Consider the following 15,363-nt stretch of genomic DNA (forward strand, 5'->3'; position numbering starts at 1 on the left):
CCTTCAAACGAAGCATTCTCCGGTACTTTCCTGACATTTTTTAAGCAATAATTCCCGGAACAATTTTCCCTGCAAGGTCTGTAATACGATAACGCCTTCCCTGACTTTTGTAGGTTAGTTTTTCATGATTCAGTCCCAGTAAATGCAGACAGGTGGCATGAAAATCATGAACATGAACGGGATCCTGAACGATATTATAACCAAACTCATCTGTTTCGCCATGTACAATCCCTGATTTTACACCGCCCCCGGCCATCCAGATACTGAAACAGCGGGGATGGTGATCACGGCCATAATTATCAGCCAGTAATTTACCCTGACTATAATTGGTACGGCCAAACTCTCCTCCCCAGATTACGAGTGTTTCGTCGAGTAAACCTCTTTGTTTTAAATCGGTAATTAAAGCTGCCGAAGCCTGATCCACATCTTTTGCCTGTCCTGCCATTTCTTTTGGAAGGTTTCCATGCTGATCCCATCCCTGATGATATAATTGTACGAAACGGACACCGTTTTCTGATAATTTTCTGGCCAGAAGACAATTGGCTGCATAAGTGCCGGGAACCAAGCAGTCCGGCCCGTATAATTTAATGACGTCATCCGGTTCTTTAGACACATCGGTAATATCAGGAACTGCTGTTTGCATACGGTAAGCCATTTCATACTGCTGAATTTTGGTATTGATCTCCGGATCACCAAATTGCTGGTACGACATGTCATTAAGTTCGGCCAGTTTATCCAACATTTTACGGCGATTTACCTTGTCGATACCACTATGGTCATTCAGATATAAAACAGGATTGTCGCCGCTGCTGAATTGTACCCCCTGGTGAATGGAATCCAGGAAACCATTACTCCAGAGTTTGGAATATACACCTTGTCCATTGCCTTTTCCTCTGGAAAGTAGTACACAAAAAGCCGGAAGGTTTTTATTTTCACTACCCAATCCATAACTCATCCATGAACCGAAACTCGGACGGTTTCCCTGTTGAGCTCCGGTTTGGAAGAAAGTCAGGGCTGGGTCATGGTTGATTGCCTCTGTAAACATGGATTTAACGATACAGATATCGTCAGCTATTTTGGCTGTATGGGGGAACAAATCACTAATCCATGCCCGTGATTTTCCATATTGTTTAAAATCATAATAAGAACCGGCCAAAGGGAATTTAGCCTGATTGGCAGTCATCCCTGTCAGTCGCTGGCCCATGCGTATGGAAGCAGGTAATTCCTGCCCGAACATTTCTCTTAATTTGGGCTTGTAATCAAACATTTCCAGTTGAGAAGGTGCACCATTCTGGAACAAATAGATCACTCTTTTAGCTTTGGGTGCAAAATGCGGTAAACCCGGCATAAAAGAAGCGGCCTCTGCATCGGCTCCTCCTGAAAACAGGTCAGGCATTAATAACGAACCTAAAGCAACACTGCCTAATCCCAAACTCATTCTGGATAAGAATTTCCTGCGATTGATATTAAGGCTGTTCTCAATAATTTCTTTTTCCATGATTATGATTTGGTAATGGTTTCTTCTAAATTGTAAATAGTGGTAATAACCTGCATTAAGGCTGCGGCAGAGGTTTTATTGATGTTTGGCGACATCGGATATTCACCTACCGACAGCAATTTCGAAGCACTTTGCTGCTGTTTTGAATAAGTCTGAAGCTGATCTTTATAATAGTCTTTCAGAATGGATAATTCTTTGTCGCTGGCTTTCCGGCAAACAATTAACCTGAAGGCCTTGGCAATTTTGTCATCATCCGAACCTGATTCGGTAATCAGTTTGGTTGCCAGTACCCTCGAAGCCTCAAGTACAGTCGGGTCATTCATCATCACCAGCGCCTGCAACGGCGTATTGGTTTTTGATCTTTTTACCTCACATTGGTCTCTGTTGCTGGCATCAAAAAGAATCATTGACGGAGGAGGTAATGTTCTTTTGATAAAGGCATAAAGTCCTCTGCGATAAAGGCTTTCTCCATGATCCTGCTTATAGCTTGCCAGTAATCCTCTTCCGGAAGTAGAGGCCTCCCAAAGTCCGTCCGGCTGATAAGCTTTTACACTCGGACCTCCCACTTTTCTGACCAGCAGTCCACTACTGGAAAGAATCAGGTCTTTTACAAATTCAGCCTGGATTCTGAATCGTGGTGCTCTGCTGAGGTATATATTTTCAGGGTCAGCTTTTAACTTTTCCGGAGAAATGCTGCTGGATTGTCTGTAAGTAGCAGACATAACGATTTGTTTTACCAGGCGTTTCATATCCCAGCCATGATTCATAAAATCTACTGAAAGCCAGTCGAGCAATTGAGGATGGGTCGGTAATTCTCCCTGCATACCAAAATCGCTGGCGGTTTTTACGATTCCACGACCGAAAAACTCCTGCCACATCTGATTAACGAATACCCTCGAAGTCAGGGGGTTTCTTTTGTCAAATAACCATTTGGTAAGTCCCAGGCGGTTTTTAGGATAATTATTATCAAAACCTAAGATAGATTTTGGTGTTCCGGCAACTACGGAATCCCCATGCTGGTCATAAACCCCTCTGTTGAGAATATAGGTTGTTCTCGGTTTTTCCTGATCTCCCATAACAGAGACGATTAATTTGCTGGTATCCTGTTTGTTAACGAATTTCAAAATGCTTTTTACATCGGCATTACTGATTTCCATTTTTGGATTTTTGGCAAAAGTTTCCGGACCACCTACGGTCGACTCAATTCCGACTTCTTTCACATTATTAAAGAAGGCATACATCTGATAGTATTCTTTCTGTGAAAAAGGATCATATTTATGGTCATGGCAATGAGCGCACTCCAGCGTAGCACCGATAAAAGCCCTTCCGAAAGTGTTGATCCGGTCTGTTACATATTCTACGCGGTATTCTTCATCAATCACCCCGCCTTCTTCCGTAATTTTATGATTCCGGTTAAAGCCCGTTGCCAATATCTGCTCTTTGCTGGCATTTGGTAACAAGTCTCCGGCCAGTTGCCAGCTTACAAACTGGTTATAAGGCATATTGGTATTGAAGGCATGAATCACCCAGTCTCTCCAGGGCCACTGACTTCTGTAATTATCATCCTGATACCCATGAGAATCGGCATAGCGGGCCAGGTCGAGCCAGTGTACAGCCATTTTTTCCCCATAAGCAGGGTTTTTCAATAGCCTGTCAACCAGGTTTTCATAAGCTTTGGAAGAATTATCAGCCATGAACTGATTCATCATTTCCAGCGTAGGAGGGAGTCCGGTGATATCCAGACAAACTCTTTTCAGCAAATGTTCCTTATCTGTTTCCTGATTCGGTTCCATACCTTTTTGTTCTATTTTGGCCAGAACAAAATAGTCAATTTCATTTTTTACCCAGTCTTTGTTATCTACTGAAGGCAAAGGACTTAGTTTTGGCGAAATAAAAGCCCAGTGTTTTTCATATTTGGCACCCTGCTTAATCCAGCGTTTCAGGATATCAATCTCACGGGAGTTAAGCTTTAAGTTTGAAGATGCCGGAGGCATCATTTCAGAAGTATCTTTGGTAGTAATTCTTAGAAAAGCCTCAGATAATTCGGGTTTTCCCGGAATGATGGCATGGGCATTCGGATTATCTTTCAGCGCTTTATATGCCTCTTCAGGGATGTCTAACCTAAGTCCGGCTTCTCTTTTGTTGGCATCCGGGCCATGGCAGGCAATACATTTATCTGAGAGAATAGGGCGAACGTCAAAATTATAACTGACCAACTCCGGAATAGCTTCCTCTCCTACATTTGCTGAAGAGGAGGACTGCCTGCATGATTCCAGAGAAAAGAATGTAAATGTTCCTGAAAGCAATAAAAGTAGAAATACCTTACGCATATTTGATGTTTTAAATTTTGACAGATAAATCGGGAATTTCAAGAATGAATTATCGGGTATGCTGATCCGGAACTGTTTAAAATATGAAGTTCTTGTATGATTTTTCAGTTAATTGGTTTATCCCCGGTCACAACCTCTGAAATCTCCAAAACTTCCCGGATATTGCTTTTACAAAAGTAAAACTTAGTATTCAACTAAACTTCTGTTAAAATAACCAGATATTATACTATTTTGTCATAAAATAATCTGATTATTAATTTGCGCAGTTTTGTTCTGTATGAAGGAAAAACGGAATGATACCAAGAGCCTCAGAAGCAAGGTTATTCTCTTAAAAAGTTTTTGTATCGAAAAGTAAATTAGTTTATTTGTCTGTTAGGATATAGAATAAACCTATTTTTTACTAAATTGGTTGAAACTATTTCACTATGATGTACTTTAAAATATAACCAAATGAAAAACAAATTGTTACTGGGCGTTCTGGCAATTTTAGTAATTATTCAATTTATCAGACAAAATGATAATAACGGAGAAGCAATGGGAAGCCAGGATTTTACGCATCATTTGCAGGTACCGGAAAATGTGTTGAGTGTATTGAAAACGTCCTGTTTTGACTGCCATTCAAATCACACGGAATATCCCTGGTATGCCAAAGTTAATCCTGTAGGCTTTTGGATTAACCACCATGTGGAAGAGGGAAAAGGGGAATTGAATTTCTCCGACTTTTCAAGCTACAGTTTAAAGAAAATAGACCACAAGTTAGAGGAAATCGGAGAGGAAGTTGAAGGTCATGGAATGCCGATTTCTTCCTACACGCTTATGCATAAAGAGGCAGAATTGACAGCAGAACAGATTAAGCTGATTGTTGACTGGGCAAAATCTGAAAGACAGAGACTTGCCGTATCAAAATAGTATAGAACAATATTACTCCCGGTGGACTAAGGTTTCCGGGAGTTTTTTTTAGTAAAAGCATTTGAAAAATGTCCTGAATAAAATAAAGCGGGTTTATGATTTATCTGAAGAGGCTTTGTCGTTGCTGACTTCCCGGCTTCGTTTAGTGAATTTTCCTAAAGGTTATATTCTTTTTGAGGAAGGAAGAACCGAGAAGTACGCATATTTTATAGAAAGAGGAATTGCCCGGGCATTTTGCCGGAAAGATGATAAGGAAATTACTTTCTGGTTCGGGTCTGAAGGAGAAATGCTTTTTTCTTACAATAGTTATATTTCTGCTAAGCCGGGGTATGAAACGGTTGAATTATTAGAGGAGGCAATATTGTATGAAGTCAGTTTGTCAGACTTGCAGGAGCTTTTTCTCAATAACCTTGAATTGGCCAACTGGGGTAGGAAATTGGCTGAAACGGAGCTGATTAAAACAGAAGAAAGATTTATTTCATATCAGTTTACTCCTGCCATCCAACGTTATGAAGAACTGCTCAATTCCAATCCGGATTTACTGCAAAGAGTTTCCTTAGGACAAATCGCTTCTTTTCTCGGGGTGACGCAAGTGACCTTAAGCCGGATCCGAGCAGATTTCCGTTAGATCCTTTTTTAACATTTGTAAAAAGAAAAGAGCCGGAAAAGCCGGAAATTTGTAAAAAAAACAAATACTATGGCTTGGTTATTTTTAGTGATCGCAGGTTTATTTGAAATCGGTTTTACAACATGTTTAAAATTATCGGATAATTTTACAAATTATAAATGGACAATCGGATTTTTCATTTCTATACTCAGTAGTTTTCTGTTTCTCAATAAAGCTATTCAGACAATCCCCTTAGGCACCGCTTATGCAGTCTGGACAGGTATCGGTGCTGTAGGAACGGTAATTGTCGGAGCTTTTCTGTATAAGGAGCCGACTGATTTTCTGCGGATTTTGTTCATTTTCCTATTAATCGGCTCAATTATCGGTCTGAAAATGGTTTCGAAATAGTTCATTTCTTTTCAGACAAACATATTTAACAGAAGTACGCCCAGCAGTCCTGTTACCGAAGCCACTGCTTCCATGACAGACCAGGAAGAAAAAGTCTGACTGATACTCAGGTTAAAATATTCCTTAAACATCCAGAATCCGGTATCATTTACATTAGAAAAGAAGATACTTCCGGAACCTGTTACCAGTACAAGTAATTCAGGATTGGCAAGCCCGGAATGCGCCATCGGAGCAACGATTCCGGCAGTTGTAATTCCTGCTACGGTAGCAGAACCCAGGCAAACTCTCAGTAATGCTGCAATACCCCACGCCAGTAGCAAAGGTGAAAATGCGGAATCTTTTATGAGAGCTACAACTGCATCACTGACACCACTGTCTATTAGTACCTGTTTGAATGCCCCTCCGGCTCCGATAATCAGCAGCATCATGGCAATGGGTTTGACAGATTTTGTCAGAGTTTCCATGATTTCGTTCATATTTCTGCCATTTCTGATGCCCAGTAACCACACACCTGCCAGAACAGCAATCAGAAGACAAATTACCGGATCTCCCACAAAATGAGAAACGGCCGATATATAAGGATTTTGGGCAAATAACAGTTTAGTAATTCCGGAGAAAACCATTAGTAAAACCGGCATTAATGCAACAAAAACACTGATTCCGAAAGAAGGAAGTTTTTCAGTGCTGACACTTCCCGCCTGAAAAAGGTCCGGTAAAACAATGTCGAAACGCTTCATGGCTTTTCCAACGACAATTCCACTTAAAATAACTGCAGGAATGGCTATAATTATCCCATACAATAAGGTAAGGCTCATATCTGCTTTATAAATATTGGCAATAGCAGCAGGTCCGGGATGCGGAGGCAGATAACCATGTGTGATCGACAAAGACGCCACGGCAGGAATCGCCAGGTAAAGAACCGGTAATTTAGTAGTTCGGGCTAATGAAAAGATAATAGGAGCAATGACAACGAGTGCGGAATTGAAAAACATCGGAATGCCGATGGCAAAACCTGTTGCAAGCAAAGCCCACTGAATGTTTTTGATTCCAAGTTTTTCCAATAATACATTGCTGATTTTCTGTGCCGCTCCGCTTTCAGATAAAATTTCACCGAGCATAGCTCCAAATCCCAGAACCATTGATAATTGCCCCAGTGTACTTCCTACACCCTTTTCAATGGAAGCCAGCACTTTGGAAACTTCCATGCCAAGGGCAACACCCGTTCCGATAGATACTAAAATTAAAGAAAGGAATGCATTTAATCTGACAACCAGAATCAGCACTAACAGTACTGCAACTGAAAAGAGAATGGTCAGTAGAATCATTTTAAAAGTTAGTAAATTGCAGTATGAGGAATGTATTGAAGTAAATACCTGAAATAAGGTCTTGCAGGAAATCTTAAAACTCTTCTTTCAAAACCTGATAAAGTCGCCGGAATTTGGCAAAACCTTTGTCATAAACCTCTCGGTTTTGCGGATTCGGATAAAAAGTCTGTTTGATCTGTGCTTCTTTAATATCCTTGAAATCACTGATAAAACCAAGCGCTTTCATCCCGATTTTTACGGCTCCGTAAGCTGAATGTTCAATGACGTCATTCAGAATAAGCGGTCGGTTTAATACATCCGCCATCAGTTGCAGCCAGGCAGTTTGTTTGGTTACTCCACCCCCGACAATAATATTTTCCACACTTATTCCTGAAGCTTCAATCAGTACTTCTGTGATATCTCTTAGGGCATAGGAAATACCTTCAACCGTTGCTCTTTCAAAATGACTCTTGTTATGATATGCTGAAATGCCAAAATATACTCCCCGGGCTTTCGCATTGAAATGCGGACTTCTTTCTCCCAATAAATAAGGAAGAAAAAGCAGTCCTTCCGAGCCGGCATCAATTTTGATGATTTCCTTGAAAAAACGCTGATAAGCATTGCTGCCTCGGTTCATAAAGTTTTTGACATACCAACCCAGAACATCTCCTGCATTGTTGGTTGCACCTCCCGAGATATAATAATTGTCTGCAAGATGATAACAGAATGTCCTTGCCTGAGCGTCAATTAAAGGATTATTGGTAGTTAACCTTACAGCAGCACTCGTTCCGACAGTAATGGCCAGCGAGCCTTTTTGAATGGCACCTGCTCCCAGGTTGGCCAGACATCCGTCGTTTGCTCCGGTAACCAGTAAGGTGTTTTTTACAGATTCATGAAAGGTAGAACAACTATTGGTGACATGGAAAGGAGAGACTGGTTCAGAAAGTCTTTCAGGAGAAATACCAATATAATCCAGAATTTCCTGACTCCAGCTTAAGTTATGAATATCAAATAAACCTGTTGCAGATGCCACAGAGGTATCAATAATGAATTGTCCTGTAAGATGATAGAACACAAACTCTTTGATTCCGATGAATTTATAGGCTTTTTCGAAGAGTTTAGGCTCATTTTTTTTGAACCATAATAATTTACACAAGGGCGACATCGGATGTGTGGCCGTTCCATTGATTTTATAGAAATCCAGCCCTGATCCCGAAGCATTAAGCGCATCAGCTTCTTCCACACTTCGGTTATCGGCCCAGGTAATCAGGTTGGTAAGCGGTAATCCTTTCTCATCCACCAGCATCAGGCTGTGCATCACACTGCTGAAACTGACTCCTGCCAAAAGATGAGTTTGTTCCACTTTTTTTCTGACAGTACTCAGCACTTCTACTACCGCCGTAAATATTTCTTCCGGATTTTGCTCACGCCTGTCTTCTTTTGGCTGAAAATAAGCATAGCCCACAGAATGTTGAGCCAGCGTATTTCCTTCGAGGTCAAATGCTACCGCTTTCGTGGAAGTTGTGCCAATATCAAGTCCGATCAGAAAAGGATTCATTCACAAAAAGATTAAATTCAAAAATGTATGTTAGTAAACTCAGGTTATCAGAAAACATTGGTTTGTTGTTTCCTGAATTCAAGCGGAGTAATCTGAAGTTGTTTTTTAATAAATTTCCCAAAATGGGAAGCATCGCTGAACCCCATCTCATAAGCGATTTCTGCTACGTCTTTCTGTGTATAACTCAGCAGGTTCTTAGATTCAATGAGGATTCTTTCATTAATGAAATGTTTGGCATTCCGTCCGGTACTTTGTTTTACCAGTTCATTCAGATAATTAGGCGATAAATTAAGCAATTGCGCATATTCTTCCACATTTTTCTTCTTCACGTAATTTTTATTAATCAATTGCTGAAACTCATGTACGGTTTTTAAAGCCCTTGATTTCTGTACATTATCCTTTGAACCTGCTTCGTAAATGGTTTTAGTCTGGAATAAGAGAACCAGTAAATAAGCTTTCAGCATCGGGACTTTATGAGGTTCTTCACTCAGAAAAAGCTGACTCATGCTATTACAGGTGCTTGCAACTTCCTGTTCTCGGGTTTGATCCAATGCTAAAAGATTGGTTTCACGGATGGAGAAAAAAGGAAATTCATCAAGGATTTTCTGAGGGTAATAAGAGATAAATTCCTCTTTAAAATGAACCATAATACCTCTTTGTTTCGGATCGAAATTCCAGGAAACCGTTTGTCCGGGAGCGGCAAAAAACAGGGAATTTTCTATTTTTCCGAAAGGTGTTGTGTTGAGTGATACTTCTGTTTTTCCTGAATTTTGAAGGATGGCAATCTGATAGAAATTTGTTTTATAAGCTGGAATATCACCGTTTTGGTATTTTCCCAGTGTTTCAATTGAAAATATTGAAAAATCGAGAGACCGCTCCGGCTTATTCTTTAAGAAATCTTCCTGAAAGTTTGAAATCTCTACAAAATATTTCATTTTAAAAAGAAATGTCAGCTTTTAAACATGTGGATTATTGAGAAATGAAGGTCATTCCGGAAAAACATTAATTTTCATGAGTTTCAGAGAATGTCCGCAAATTTCTGATGCAAATTTGGTTTTATTACCGTTAATTAAGACAGCACAAATCAATGGAAAAATGGCATATTTTACGGAATTAGTATTTTGAGGAGTTTATATTGCTGTTTTTATAGAATTTATAATCTTTTGAACAATGGCTAACCTTTTAAGATTTTTACTGTTACATATAATTGTCCTATATGCCTTTGTGTATGTTCTGCTGCATGGAAGAGCAATCCGATCAGGGTAGTAGGAATTTTTTTCCGGCCAAGTGCCCTGGGATTGGTTAAGGTACTTTCATCTGTTTTACCAAGCTGGGTAATAGCCCGTTCAATTTGCTCGTCAAATCTGTTCAGTAATGACAAAATGCTGAGGTTTTCCTGTACACGACTTTCCAGTGAGAGGAGTTCCAACTGGTTTTCAGTCAGGGATTCTTCTGAGGCATAGGTAAAAAGTCGGTCGATTACCCCTGAAAGATGTTGTAAATGAAAGCCCGGACTTGCTACTCCGGCAGGTTTTTCCCAAAGTAAATGTTCCGGGAAGTCTTCCATCATTCCGAAAACTTCTTCACGGGCTTGTAACAGGGCATGAGCAACAGGTTGCAGAAGAGGAGGAATGCCCTCCACCGGGCCTCGCATCCAGACTTCGGGAGTAGTTATTTTTTCCATAGTTATTAATTAAAACCATGAAACGAAGAAACAGACTGATTTTGTTCCCTTTTCTGAAATACCACAATTAATGTTCTGTATAAAACCCATGTTTTATTTTATGGGGTCATAAAATTGAAAGAAGAGATTGGTTATGAGTGTGTTATAAATGAGTGTGGGTTTTGGAAAGAATAGAAAAAGAAAATCATGCTATCAGCGTAGATATCTGAAGGGACAGTGAAAAGAGTGTGTTAGTGATCAGATAACCTGAAGTGAATTTAAGCTTTCCGGGGATTTTCCGGAAAAATAGCAGTTACGTCACTTCTTTATCTGCTTAATGATAAAAATCAGAATGACAGCTCCTACCAATGAAACAATAATGCTGCCGATCATTCCACCGCCGGAATGAATACCGAGTAAACCGAATACCCAGCTGCCGATAATACTACCGATAACACCTACCACGATATCGATCAGTAACCCGAATCCTGTACCGTTCATGATGATACCTGCAAGCCATCCTGCTATACCACCGATAATTAAAGAATAAAGCCAATGTGACATAAGTTTTTGGGCGTTTGAAAATGAGAAATTATTGAATTTTTCATGAAAGTATTGTATTTTCTGTATTCTCAAAGTTAAATTTCAAATTATTATCATTTGATAGCCAAAAAAACTGAAAAGCTGCTCAAATAAATAACACTTTTCAATTTAACGGCCCGGATCAGATTGTTTTCAGGGAAAACCTGAAAATAGAGAAAGTGTATCGCCTTGATAACCAATCGCTACCGTTAGCTAAATAATGTAATAAATTCAATTTTCGCCTTGTTAAGTTGATTGAAAATATCATTACTTTCGAAACGCTTTACTTCTTCATTCAGAAATTGTAAAGGCCTTTCGGAAACAGTCCGGACAAGATGCTTACCGCTTGCTAAAGTCTGTGATAAATTTCAATATGAAAGGATTTGAATCTTGATTCTCATTCTATAAAATCCTCAAGCACAATGAAAAAACCTTTTTACCTTTTCCTGTTACTTTTCGTGGCGAGCCAATCTTTCGGACAAATTGCTAACGACAATGCTTTAAGTGTTCAAATAGACGGTAAAGATTACAGTACTCCGCCAAGAAAAATCAGGTTCGGAAGATACTGGTGGGTTACTGCCAACACCGTAAAACCTGATAAATCTCTTAGAATATGGATCGGAAATTTCCAGAGAAATGATGTTTTTGAATCAGGTACTTACCTGATTGTAGATGCTGACAAACCAGATACAAAGGAAAACATAAAAAAAGCACAGGATTTACTGAAATATAAAGGCATTGCGGTGATTAAATACGTTGAAGAAACCAGAGAACCGAGAATGGAATACCATGTTGGGAAATCTCAGAATAATGATGAAACCATGGAATTAAAAGTCAGTGCTGACGGGACATTGGAAGCCACTTTTAACGGAGTGCTGACCGGAAGTTACTGGAAAGAGAAAGCAACCGCAACGGCTTTTGGCGGGGTAGGAAGATTAATCGGGAAAATGGAAGATAAAGCCATCACCAAAACTACAGGATATGACTCTGATATTGATCCTGAAGGAAACGGATATAAAAAGCAGGATAAATCAGACAAAATTGTGCTGACCGGCGGAAAATTTAAATTAAAAAGTAGTAATTAAGAAACATAACAGTCTGATAATAAATAGTCTTTCTGAAGGATAAAACCGGAAGAGAGACTATTTATTTAATAATCTTTTCTCCCTCGATTTAATAATTACTTAACTTTTTAGAAACCAATAGCTTAAATTAGAATAAGTTCTTTGTATAACCAATCATTAATCCAATATGCAAAGAAGAGATTTACTTAAGCGCCTTGGTCTTTTGACAGGCGGATTGTCTCTCCCAAATCTAACTCAAGCTCAGACATTTAATGCAAAGCCACAAAGAGTTCTGAGAATTGCCCACATCACAGATGCCCATATTCAACCCATTATCGGAGCAGCCAAAGGATTTGAAAAATGTCTTCATCATATTCAGAATCTTGATATTAAACCTGATCTGATTATTAATTCGGGTGATGCTATCATGGAAGCACACGGCAGAACCCACACCAGCGCTGATCGTCAATGGAATCTGTATAATGAGGTATTGAAAAGTGAGAATGCGCTTCCTGTCATCAGCTGTGTTGGAAATCATGATATCTGGTGTGAAAAGGAAACGGCCGTTAGTTTCAATGACGGTAAGAAATGGGCCATGGATCAGTTAAAACTTGATAAGCCTTATTACAGTTTTGACAGAAATGGCTGGCATTTTATAATGCTTGACAGTGTGCAGTCGAGACCGGATGGTTCATGGTACACCTCCAACCTTGACGAGGCACAGATGGACTGGCTTAAAAAAGATCTTAGAAACACCCCGGCTTTAACGCCTGTAATGATTATTTCTCATGTTCCTATTCTTTCTGCCTGTGTATTTCTGGACGGAAGAAATGTAAAGGATGGTAACTGGCAAATCCCGGGCCGCTGGATGCATACAGATTCAGCTGAACTGGTAGATCTTTTTTACAAACATCCGAATGTGAAGTTTGCGATTTCCGGACATATCCATTTGCTGGATAAGGTTGAGTACAACGGAGTAACCTACTGTTGTAACGGAGCTGTATCGGGTAACTGGTGGTTTGGAAAATATCAGCAGACAGAAGCCGGATACGCCATTATTGACCTTTTTGAAGATGGTTCATTTTCAAATACTTATACGAGTTACAAAAGCTAATGTTAAATCTTTAGCCACATAAAAGATTTAACATTACTTTCCCTGAACCATTTGTTACTTTTGCCTCTCCAATATTAAATTATTGTAAAATTATAAGGCGAAATGTTAACAAACGATAAATCATACGGTGTGCAATCTGAACAATTTGGGATGATTACCACCGAATTTACGAAAAACGATTTTGGCAAAGACTTTGTATGGGGTGTTGCTTCGGCAGCATTTCAGAATGAAGGTGCCTGGAATCTGGATGGGAAAGGAGAATCTATCTGGGATAGATTTAGTCATAAAAAAGGCAAAATTAAGTCCGGACAAAATGCGGACATTGCCTGCGATTTTTATAATCGTTATGAAGAAGATATAGAAATCCTGAAATCATTGAATTTCAATGTTTTTCGTTTTTCATTCTCATGGTCGAGAATCTTACCTGACGGAACCGGAAAAATAAACCGGGAAGGTTTAAATTTTTACCATAAAGTGATTGATAAATGTCTGGAAGAAGGTATTCAGCCCTGGGTAACCTTATACCACTGGGATCTTCCTCAGGCACTTGAAGATAAGGGTGGATGGACAAATCGTGACATTCTTCTTTGGTTTTCGGAATATTGCAATCTTGTAACCAAGGAATTTGGTTCAAAAGTAAAACATTGGATGGTGCTGAACGAGCCTATGGGCTTTACAGGACTAGGTTATATGACCGGGCAGCATGCTCCCGGAAGACTGGGCATGTGGAATTTCCTGCCGGCAGTTCATCATGCTGCTTTATGCCAGGCACAGGGAGGCAGAATTATCAGAAGAAATGTGGCTGATGCAGTCATCGGCACTACATTCTCATGTTCGTCAATAGAACCTGCTACAGAGAAACCTGCCGACATAAAGGCTGCCAAAAGAGTAGATGCTTTATTGAACCGTTTATTTCTGGAGCCGGCTTTAGGCAGAGGGTATCCTACTCAGGAATTACCTTTCCTGAACAAAATGGTAAAGAAATATGTGAAAAACGGAGATATGGAGCGTCTGAAATTTGATTTCGACTTCATCGGGATTCAGAATTACTTCAGAGTAGTAGTGAAAAATGCACTTTTTGTGCCGTATCTTTTTGCAAAAGAGGTTTCACCGAAAGAAAGAAATATTTCTGACCTGACCGATATGGGCTGGGAAATTTCTCCGAAAGGAATGTATCGTATTCTGAAACAGATTGCGGCTTATCCGGAAGTCAGGAAGATTATTGTAACGGAAAACGGAGCAGCATTTCCTGATAAAATGGCTGAAGGACAGATTGATGACTCAGACCGCATCAGATTTTACCAGGAATATCTGAGAAATGTACTGCATGCTAAGGAAGAGGGGATCAAAGTAGGAGGGTATCTTGCCTGGACTTTAACAGATAATTTTGAATGGGCCGAAGGGTTTAAACCGCGTTTCGGACTGGTTCATATAGATTTTAAAACACAAAAGAGAACGCTGAAAAAATCCGGGAAATGGTTTATGGAATTTCTTCAGTAAAAATGCGTTTTTAAGTATTTCGCCTGAGTCAGATTACTGAAAAGACTGGAAATAATCAATATTTCCAGTCTTTTGTTTTGGTAATCAGCTATGAGAAAACAAATAACCGACTCCTTTGATGGTTTTAATAAAGTCTTCCCCGATTTTCTCTCTGAGTTTACGGATATGCACATCAACCGTGCGCTCGCTTACATGAATACCTACACCCCATACGTTTGAAAGAATTTCATATCTCGTATAAACTTTGTCGGAGTTCTGTATGAAAAACATCAGTAAATCGAACTCTTTTTTAGGCAATACCCAGGAATTATTCAGACGTGCCAACGTATAATTTTGTGTGTTAACCGTTAGTTCTTTTACCTGTATTTTCCCTTTTCCTTCTTTTGGCTCTTCATCATCTCTTTTAAATAATGCCCTGATACGGCTGATTAATGCTCTTAACTTTACAGGTTTAATCAGGTAATCATTTGCACCAATTTCAAAGGCAGCTACTTCTGAATATTCCTCAGAACGTGCTGTAAGAAATATCAGAAAACTCTTTCTAAGGTCAGGTATTTCCCTGATTCTTCTCCCGGCTTCAATGCCATCCATAACAGGCATCATGATATCCAGCAGAATCAGATTCGGTAAAAAAGTCTTTGCTTTTTCGACAGCTTCCTTTCCATCACCGGCAGTTTGTACTTCGTAGCCCTCATTTGAAAGGTTATATTCAAGAAGTTCTAAGATATCTTCATCGTCGTCAACGACTAAAATTTTTGGTACTGAATTGTACATTGGCAAATAGGCTCTCGTTTGTAATGATTTTAACGATGCAAACTTATTGCCC

At 39.6% G+C, this 15,363-nt stretch carries 14 protein-coding genes; 6 read left to right on the forward strand and 8 right to left on the reverse strand.

The window, feature by feature from the left end; all coding sequences use genetic code 11:
- Positions 1 to 40: 40 nt before the first annotated feature.
- Positions 41 to 1,498 carry a DUF1501 domain-containing protein gene (locus BM179_RS15625; RefSeq protein WP_092018093.1) on the reverse strand — a complete coding sequence of 486 codons (1,458 nt, stop codon included), beginning with the start codon at positions 1,496 to 1,498 and terminating at the stop codon, positions 41 to 43.
- A gap of 2 nt (positions 1,499 to 1,500) precedes the next feature.
- Entirely contained in the window at positions 1,501 to 3,828 is a 2,328-nt protein-coding gene (locus BM179_RS15630; RefSeq protein ID WP_092018206.1) for a PSD1 and planctomycete cytochrome C domain-containing protein, read from the reverse strand.
- Positions 3,829 to 4,278: 450 nt separating this feature from the next.
- Here BM179_RS15630 and BM179_RS15635 point away from each other — a divergent pair, with 450 nt between their 5' ends.
- The 3 genes from BM179_RS15635 (at position 4,279) to BM179_RS15645 (ending at position 5,752) form a co-directional block, all read left to right on the forward strand.
- Positions 4,279 to 4,737, forward strand: coding sequence for a heme-binding domain-containing protein (locus tag BM179_RS15635; protein WP_092018094.1), 459 nt, complete (start codon positions 4,279 to 4,281; stop codon positions 4,735 to 4,737).
- Positions 4,738 to 4,798: 61 nt separating this feature from the next.
- The gene (locus tag BM179_RS15640; protein WP_092018095.1) at positions 4,799 to 5,365 is read left to right on the forward strand and encodes a Crp/Fnr family transcriptional regulator; all 567 of its coding nucleotides are present in this window, start codon (positions 4,799 to 4,801) and stop codon (positions 5,363 to 5,365) included.
- Between the two features lie 69 nt (positions 5,366 to 5,434).
- Positions 5,435 to 5,752 carry a DMT family transporter gene (locus BM179_RS15645; protein WP_092018096.1) on the forward strand — a complete coding sequence of 106 codons (318 nt, stop codon included), beginning with the start codon at positions 5,435 to 5,437 and terminating at the stop codon, positions 5,750 to 5,752.
- Positions 5,753 to 5,763: 11 nt separating this feature from the next.
- Here BM179_RS15645 and BM179_RS15650 read toward each other — a convergent pair whose 3' ends face one another.
- The 5 genes from BM179_RS15650 to BM179_RS15670 form a co-directional block, all read right to left on the reverse strand.
- A complete protein-coding gene (locus BM179_RS15650) occupies positions 5,764 to 7,077 on the reverse strand; it encodes a gluconate:H+ symporter (RefSeq protein ID WP_092018097.1) in 1,314 nt (437 codons plus the stop codon).
- 73 nt (positions 7,078 to 7,150) lie between these two features.
- On the reverse strand, positions 7,151 to 8,614 hold the full coding sequence (locus tag BM179_RS15655) for a gluconokinase (protein ID WP_092018098.1): 1,464 nt from the start codon (positions 8,612 to 8,614) through the stop codon (positions 7,151 to 7,153).
- Positions 8,615 to 8,661: 47 nt separating this feature from the next.
- Complete coding sequence (locus tag BM179_RS15660) at positions 8,662 to 9,549, reverse strand: helix-turn-helix domain-containing protein (RefSeq protein WP_092018099.1); 888 nt, start codon at positions 9,547 to 9,549, stop codon at positions 8,662 to 8,664.
- A 239-nt stretch (positions 9,550 to 9,788) separates the two neighbouring features.
- Entirely contained in the window at positions 9,789 to 10,298 is a 510-nt protein-coding gene (locus BM179_RS15665; protein ID WP_092018100.1) for a DinB family protein, read from the reverse strand.
- Between the two features lie 297 nt (positions 10,299 to 10,595).
- The gene (locus BM179_RS15670) at positions 10,596 to 10,841 is read right to left on the reverse strand and encodes a GlsB/YeaQ/YmgE family stress response membrane protein (protein WP_092018101.1); all 246 of its coding nucleotides are present in this window, start codon (positions 10,839 to 10,841) and stop codon (positions 10,596 to 10,598) included.
- Between the two features lie 440 nt (positions 10,842 to 11,281).
- Here BM179_RS15670 and BM179_RS15675 point away from each other — a divergent pair, with 440 nt between their 5' ends.
- The 3 genes from BM179_RS15675 to BM179_RS15685 all read left to right on the forward strand — a co-directional run bounded on the left by BM179_RS15675 (position 11,282) and on the right by BM179_RS15685 (position 14,537).
- Positions 11,282 to 11,944 carry a hypothetical protein gene (locus tag BM179_RS15675; protein ID WP_092018102.1) on the forward strand — a complete coding sequence of 221 codons (663 nt, stop codon included), beginning with the start codon at positions 11,282 to 11,284 and terminating at the stop codon, positions 11,942 to 11,944.
- Positions 11,945 to 12,110: 166 nt separating this feature from the next.
- Complete coding sequence (locus tag BM179_RS15680) at positions 12,111 to 13,037, forward strand: metallophosphoesterase family protein (RefSeq protein ID WP_092018103.1); 927 nt, start codon at positions 12,111 to 12,113, stop codon at positions 13,035 to 13,037.
- Between the two features lie 102 nt (positions 13,038 to 13,139).
- Positions 13,140 to 14,537 carry a GH1 family beta-glucosidase gene (locus BM179_RS15685; RefSeq protein ID WP_229632961.1) on the forward strand — a complete coding sequence of 466 codons (1,398 nt, stop codon included), beginning with the start codon at positions 13,140 to 13,142 and terminating at the stop codon, positions 14,535 to 14,537.
- Between the two features lie 84 nt (positions 14,538 to 14,621).
- Here the strand turns inward: BM179_RS15685 and BM179_RS15690 are convergent, their stop codons facing one another.
- Positions 14,622 to 15,311, reverse strand: coding sequence for a response regulator transcription factor (locus BM179_RS15690; RefSeq protein ID WP_092018104.1), 690 nt, complete (start codon positions 15,309 to 15,311; stop codon positions 14,622 to 14,624).
- Between the last annotated feature and the right edge of the window lie 52 nt (positions 15,312 to 15,363).

The sequence above is a fragment of the Pseudarcicella hirudinis genome, assembly GCF_900115665.1.
Lineage (GTDB): Bacteria > Bacteroidota > Bacteroidia > Cytophagales > Spirosomataceae > Pseudarcicella > Pseudarcicella hirudinis.